This is a genomic window from Streptomyces sp. NPDC059649, from assembly GCF_042734445.1.
Classification (GTDB): Bacteria; Actinomycetota; Actinomycetes; order Streptomycetales; family Streptomycetaceae; genus Streptomyces.
Genome location: NZ_JBHWDV010000012.1, coordinates 157,985 through 163,984, shown reverse-complemented (window position 1 = coordinate 163,984; position 6,000 = coordinate 157,985). Strand labels below are relative to the sequence as shown.

The following is a 6,000-nucleotide window of genomic DNA, read 5'->3' as shown; positions in this document are numbered from 1 at the left end:
CAGTCCACACAACCGGCCCCGGAGGACCGTCACCGCACCCGACACCACCCAGCCCGCCGCAGGCGCAACGGCGAGACGCCCCGCGGCGGGACGGCAAGGTACGTACGGGGCGCCGCAAAGCGCGACGGCGAGAAACAACCGCGGCGCCGCAGACGGGTGCGTACGGCGCGCCGCAAAGCGCAACGGCGAGACGCCCCGCGGCGGGAAAGCCAGGTACGTGCGGCGCCGCAAGAACCGCGGCGCCGCAGACGGACACGTGGGGCGATATGGGACAATTGCCGCGGCGGGCGCCCAGGGCCGCTAGGTGAGGAGGAGACCATGGCACGTGCAGTGGGTATCGACCTCGGTACGACGAACTCGGTGGTCAGTGTGCTGGAGGGCGGCGAGCCCACGGTGATCACCAACGCCGAGGGGGCCCGCACGACCCCGTCGGTGGTGGGGTTCGCCAAGGGCGGCGAGGTGCTGGTCGGGGAGATCGCCAAGCGGCAGGCCGTGACCAACATCGAGCGGACCGCGCGGTCGGTCAAGCGCCACATGGGCGAGTCGGACTGGCGCTTCCCCGCCAGCGGCGACATCGACGGCAAGCGGTACACCGCCCAGGAGATCTCCGCGCGAGTGCTGCAGAAGCTCAAGCGCGACGCCGAGGACTACCTGGGCGAGGACGTGACGGACGCCGTCGTCACCGTTCCGGCCTATTTCAACGACTCGCAGCGCACCGCCACGAAGGAGGCCGGGGAGATCGCCGGCCTGCGGGTGCTGCGGATCGTCAACGAGCCGACCGCCGCGGCGCTGGCGTACGGCCTGGACAAGGAGAACGACCAGACCATCCTGGTCTTCGACCTCGGCGGCGGCACCTTCGACGTCTCGCTGCTGGAGATCGGTGAGGGCGTGGTCGAGGTCAAGGCCACCAACGGCGACACCCATCTGGGCGGCGACGACTGGGACCAGCGGATCGTCGACCATCTGGCCAAGCAGTTCAAGAACGCGTACGGCATCGACCTGTCGAACGACAAGATGGCCACCCAGCGGCTGCGGGAGGCCGCGGAGAAGGCGAAGATCGAGCTGTCGGCGGCCACCGAGACCACGATCAACCTGCCGTATCTGAGCGCCTCGGCCGAGGGCCCGCTGCACCTGGACGAGAAGCTCACCCGCTCGCAGTTCCAGCAGCTGACCGCGGACCTCCTGGAGCGCTGCAAGGCGCCGTTCCACAACGCGGTGAAGGACGCCGGGATCAAGCTCTCGGACATCAACCACGTGATCCTGGTCGGCGGTTCGACCCGAATGCCCGCGGTGACCGACCTGGTCAAGGAGCTCACCGGCAAGGACCCGCACAAGGGCGTGAACCCCGACGAGGTCGTGGCCGTGGGGGCGGCGCTGCAGGCCGGTGTCCTCAAGGGTGAGGTCAAGGACGTTCTGCTCCTCGACGTGACTCCGCTGTCCCTCGGCATCGAGACCAAGGGCGGCATCATGACCAAGCTCATCGAGCGGAACACCACGATCCCGACCAAGCGCTCGGAGATCTTCACCACCGCCGAGGACAACCAGCCCTCCGTGCAGATCCAGGTCTACCAGGGCGAGCGCGAGATCGCGGCGTACAACAAGAAGCTCGGGATGTTCCAGCTCACCGGCCTGCCGCCGGCCCCGCGTGGCGTCCCACAGATCGAGGTCTCCTTCGACATCGACGCCAACGGCATCATGCACGTGACCGCGAAGGACCTGGGCACGGGCAAGGAGCAGAAGATGACCGTCACCGGCGGCTCCTCGCTGCCGAAGGACGACATCGACCGGATGGTCCGCGAGGCCGAGGCCCATGCCGAGGAGGACCGCCGCAGGCGTGAGGCCGCCGAGACCCGCAACCAGGGCGAGCAGCTGGTCTACCAGACCGAGAGGTTCCTCAAGGACAACGAGGGCAAGGTCCCCGGTGACGTCAAGACGGAGGTCGAGACGGCCATCGGTGAGCTGAAGGAGAAGCTCAAGGGCGAGGACACTGCGGAGATCCGCACCGCCACCGAGAAGGTCGCGGCCGTCTCCCAGAAGCTCGGCCAGGCCATGTACGCCGACGCCCAGGCCGCGCAGGCCGCCGCGGGCGGCTCCGGGAGCGCCGGGGGCGACGCGGGTGAGCAGGGCCGGTCGGACGCCGCCGACGACGTCGTGGACGCCGAGATCGTCGACGACGACAAGCGGGAGGGAGGCGCGCCATGAACCGCCCGACCCGGCTTCGCGGCACCTCCCGGCCGCCGCTGGCCATAGTCGGCAGCGGCACGGACCGGGCGGACCGGCCGGAGCTCGGGCGGCGCGGGCCGGACGCCGGCCCGGGAAGCGGTCCCGGTTCCCCGCCGCCCCGGACCGAGCGGCCCGACCGGGACGGCGGCCCGCCGGCTGCCCGCACGTCCGAGGAGGCCGGCATGTCCGCGCAGGAGGCGGTGCTCCGCGCCGAACTGCGGCAGCGCACCGCCGAACTGCAGGAGCGCACGGCCGATCTGCAGCGCCTCAAGGCCGAGTACGACAACTACCGCAAGCGCGTGCACCGCGACCGGCTGGCGGTCGGCGAGATCGCCGTGGCCAACGTACTGGGCCGGCTGCTGCCCGTGCTCGACGCCGTCGAGGAGGCGGCCGGACAGGGCGAGGTCACGGGTGGCTTCGGGCGGGTCGCCCGGGCGCTGGTGGCCGAGCTGACCGCGCTGGGCCTGGCGTCCTTCGGCAGTGTGGGCGACGCCTTCGATCCGGTGATCCACGAGGCCGTCACCTTCACGGCCGTGCGGCATCCGGAGAACCCGGTGGGTGCCGTCTGTACGGCGGTGCTGCGGCCGGGCTACCGCGTCGGGGACCATCTGCTCCGTCCCGCGCAGGTGTCGGTCACGGGTGAGCCGCCCGCGGCTCCGGCCCGTCCGTCCTGGTGAGCGCGATCAGGGCGACGTCGTCGCTGAGCGTTCCGCCGACGTACCGCAACAGGTCGTCGCGGAGGTGTGCCACCACCGCTTCCGGCTCCCGCGAGGGGCAGGCGGCGATCCGGTCGGTCAGCCGGTAGAACGCGCCGCTCGCGTCCCGGGCCTCGATCACCCCGTCCGTGTAGAGCACGAGCAGATCGCCGGGTGCGAAGCGGAACCTCTCGACCCGGTAGTCGCTCGGCGAAGGGGCGCCGATCCCCAGGGGCAGCGCGGGCTCCGCGACCTCCAGGGCCCGGACCTTCCCCTCCCGCAGCAGCAGCGGCGGCGGGTGCCCGCAGTTCACCATCGTGAGGAACGGCTCGTCATGGTGGACGTCCAGCACCAGCGCGGTCACGAAGGACTCCGTCGGTTCGGGATCGCCGGCGGTGAGGTGCGCGGTGTTCCAGTACACGGAGTTCCCCAGGTGTGCCGCGAGGCCCGGCAGGGAGAGGTTGCGGTAGGCGGAGCCCTGGAAGGCTCCGATCAGCACGGCCGCCTCGCCGATGGCGGACAGTCCCTTGCCGCGGACATCGCCGACGACCAGCCGGGTGGCCCCCGGGGTGGGCACCATCGCGTACAGGTCGCCGCCGATCAGTGCCTCGGCTTCGGCGGCGAGATAGGTGGAGGCGACCCGCAGCGGGCCGATGCGTGCGGGCAGCGGCCGCATCAGGACCTGCTGCGCCGCGACGGCCACCGACTGCACCTGGCTGAGCCGCCGTTGGTGCCGGTCCTGGACGTACCGGAAGAGGGTGACGAGCACGGAGATGAGGAGCAGCGCGGCGATCTGGGCCTGGTGATTGGGGGTCGTCAGACCGCCGTGCAGCGCGGCGACCACGATCTGTGCCGTCACCGCGAGGGCGCCGATCGCGCCGGTGAGGCCGGGCCCGGCGAAGGAGGCGGTGATCGCGGGCGCGGCGACCAGGAACGGCCCGAGGTGGATGCTCGTCGGGGAGCTGATGTCCACCAGCGTCACGGCCACGATGATCGCCAGCGGGACGACCAGCAGGCCCGGGCTCCACCGCCGGAAGCCGGCGGGCCGGGCGGGGGCGTGCCGGAGGCGCATAACTCCTCTTTACACCCGTCCTGCCGTCCATGCCGGGCAACGGATGGACCCCGGGACCATGGGTCCCGGGGTCCTGGCCGACGCAGGCCGCGCCGGCCTCCGCAGGTCTGCCGTGACGTCTCAGACGTCGCTGGTCTGCACGGTGGCGAGACCGGCCAGCTGCCCGGTGGGCAGGGCGGGGACGAGCGACTGGGCGGTGCCGACGACGTCGCCGATGGCCACCGAACCACCGTGGCCGGCCACCTCGGCACCGGCGCTGGCGAGACCACCGGAAATGTTGTCCAGCTCGTTGTCGGCAATCTCGCAGGTCTCGACGATGTCACGCATGACGTGCCCTTCCTTCATTACTCTCAATTTTCCTGGCGAACACCGCACGGAATTCATGCACACCACATGCAAGAAAAATTCCGCACGGTCCTGCGGGCAGCAGTCCTCGCCGCCCGATAATCCGGGCCGCGGTGATCATCTCCCGCACCGGAAGGATGCAATCACGTCGATCAAGCGTCAGGCAACCTGCCGCCCGGTTTCCTTTCCGGATGTTCACGTTCGCCCTCACAACCCCGCTGAAGTGCAGCTTTGTCAGTCACCGGGTGACTAATCCAGCGAACCGCACACCCTCGGAAGCAACCACTCGGCAATTACGAAAAGCCGCCGCACCCAATGAAAAACCGTCGCACCCGCCCGCTACTGGACATATCTGCATTTACGCTTCGACGCGTGGCGCGGGTGCCGGGATGACCAGAGATGTCGGGATGTATGACCCGACGGCACCCGCAATTGGCCAGGCCGGACGAAATCGGCACCTTCAGGCGGTGGGCACCTTCCGGCGATCGGTACATTCAGGCGTCCGGCGCGATTACCGGACCTGGAAGCCCGGCAGCCCCTCGGGCTGCTCCTCCGTCACCGACACCGCGTCGACGACGGCCGCGGGCGGCCCCTGGTGCGCCCACTCCACCAGCCTGTCCACGCTCTCCGGGTCGCCCTCGAACACGGCCTCCACCGTCCCGTCCGGAGTGTTCCGCACCCAGCCGGCCACGCCCTGCGCCTCGGCCGTGCGCCGGCAGGTGTCGCGGAAGAACACCCCCTGCACGGTCCCGGAGACCACCACGCGCCTGCGGATCATCCGTCCTCACCTCTCGTCACGTCTGCTGTCCCGTCATGTATGCGCCGCGCCCCGGGTCATCCCGCAGTGCCACGCCCGGACGGCGTACGGGTGACCGTGTGCCCGGTGGCCGCCATCGCCCGGGCGAAGGCGATCGCGTCGTGCACGGCCGCGCCGCCCGGGTCGTTGTTGAAGTACGCGTACACATCGGCCCGGTCCGGCCAGGTGTCGGCGATCCGGCGCGCCCAGGTGGCGAGCGCCTGCCGGCCGTAGCGCGGCCAGGGTGCGGCGCGGCCCTCGTGGAACCGCACGTACCCCCAGTCGGCGGTCCGCCACAGCGGGGCCACCGGACGGGACCCCCGGTCCGCCCAGCACAGCGCCGCACCCCGGCGCTCCAGCACCGACCGGACCTCGTCGGTCCACCACGAGTCGTGCCGCGGCTCGACGGCCACCCGCGTGCCGGCCGGGAAGCAGCCGAGGCAGGCGTCCAGCAGCCCGGCGTCCCGCCGCAGCGTGGGCGGCAGCTGGAGCAGTACGGGCCCGAGCCGCGGCCCCAGCGCGGCGGCCCGTGTCATCAGCCGGTCCACCGGCTCCTCGGGGGTGCGCAGCCGTTTGATGTGCGTCAGATAGCGGCTCGCCTTGACGGCCATCACGAAGCCGTCCGGCGTCCGGTGCCGCCAGTCGGCGAAGGTCTTCTCCTCGGGCAGCCGGTAGAAGGCCGCATTGCTCTCGACGGTCGCGAACCCCCGCGCGTACTCCTCCAGCCACAGCCGCTGCGGCCGGTCCGGCGGGTAGAGGACACCGCGCCAGTCCTTGTACTGCCATCCGGAGGTTCCGAGCAGGACGGTCATGTCCGGATGCCTGCCCGCTGGTGCGCGCGGCCTATCAGCGCTCCTCCCGGTGCTCCT

General features: G+C 71.0%; 6 protein-coding genes. 2 read left to right on the top strand and 4 right to left on the bottom strand.

What is annotated here, in order from left to right; all coding sequences use genetic code 11:
* Positions 1-318: 318 nt before the first annotated feature.
* Both dnaK and grpE read left to right on the top strand, forming a co-directional pair.
* Positions 319-2,202, top strand: a complete 1,884-nt coding sequence (gene dnaK, locus ACFV1J_RS16440) for a molecular chaperone DnaK (RefSeq protein ID WP_385858544.1) — start codon at positions 319-321, stop codon at positions 2,200-2,202.
* A complete protein-coding gene (gene grpE / locus ACFV1J_RS16435) occupies positions 2,199-2,900 on the top strand; it encodes a nucleotide exchange factor GrpE (protein ID WP_385858542.1) in 702 nt (233 codons plus the stop codon). The genes dnaK and grpE overlap by 4 nt, the downstream gene beginning before the upstream one ends.
* On the opposite strand, the gene ACFV1J_RS16430 is transcribed toward grpE, so the two are convergent.
* From ACFV1J_RS16430 to ACFV1J_RS16415, 4 genes are all read right to left on the bottom strand, one after another.
* Positions 2,857-3,990, bottom strand: a complete 1,134-nt coding sequence (locus tag ACFV1J_RS16430) for a PP2C family protein-serine/threonine phosphatase (RefSeq protein WP_385858540.1) — start codon at positions 3,988-3,990, stop codon at positions 2,857-2,859. The two genes, grpE and ACFV1J_RS16430, sit on opposite strands and share 44 nt — an antisense overlap.
* 120 nt (positions 3,991-4,110) lie before the next feature.
* Positions 4,111-4,317 (bottom strand): hypothetical protein, encoded by a 207-nt coding sequence (locus tag ACFV1J_RS16425; RefSeq protein ID WP_385858537.1) that lies wholly within the window; start codon positions 4,315-4,317, stop codon positions 4,111-4,113.
* Between the two features lie 529 nt (positions 4,318-4,846).
* Positions 4,847-5,113 carry an acylphosphatase gene (locus ACFV1J_RS16420; RefSeq protein ID WP_385858535.1) on the bottom strand — a complete coding sequence of 89 codons (267 nt, stop codon included), beginning with the start codon at positions 5,111-5,113 and terminating at the stop codon, positions 4,847-4,849.
* Between the two features lie 56 nt (positions 5,114-5,169).
* On the bottom strand, positions 5,170-5,943 hold the full coding sequence (locus ACFV1J_RS16415) for a DUF72 domain-containing protein (protein ID WP_385858533.1): 774 nt from the start codon (positions 5,941-5,943) through the stop codon (positions 5,170-5,172).
* Positions 5,944-6,000 lie beyond the last annotated feature (57 nt).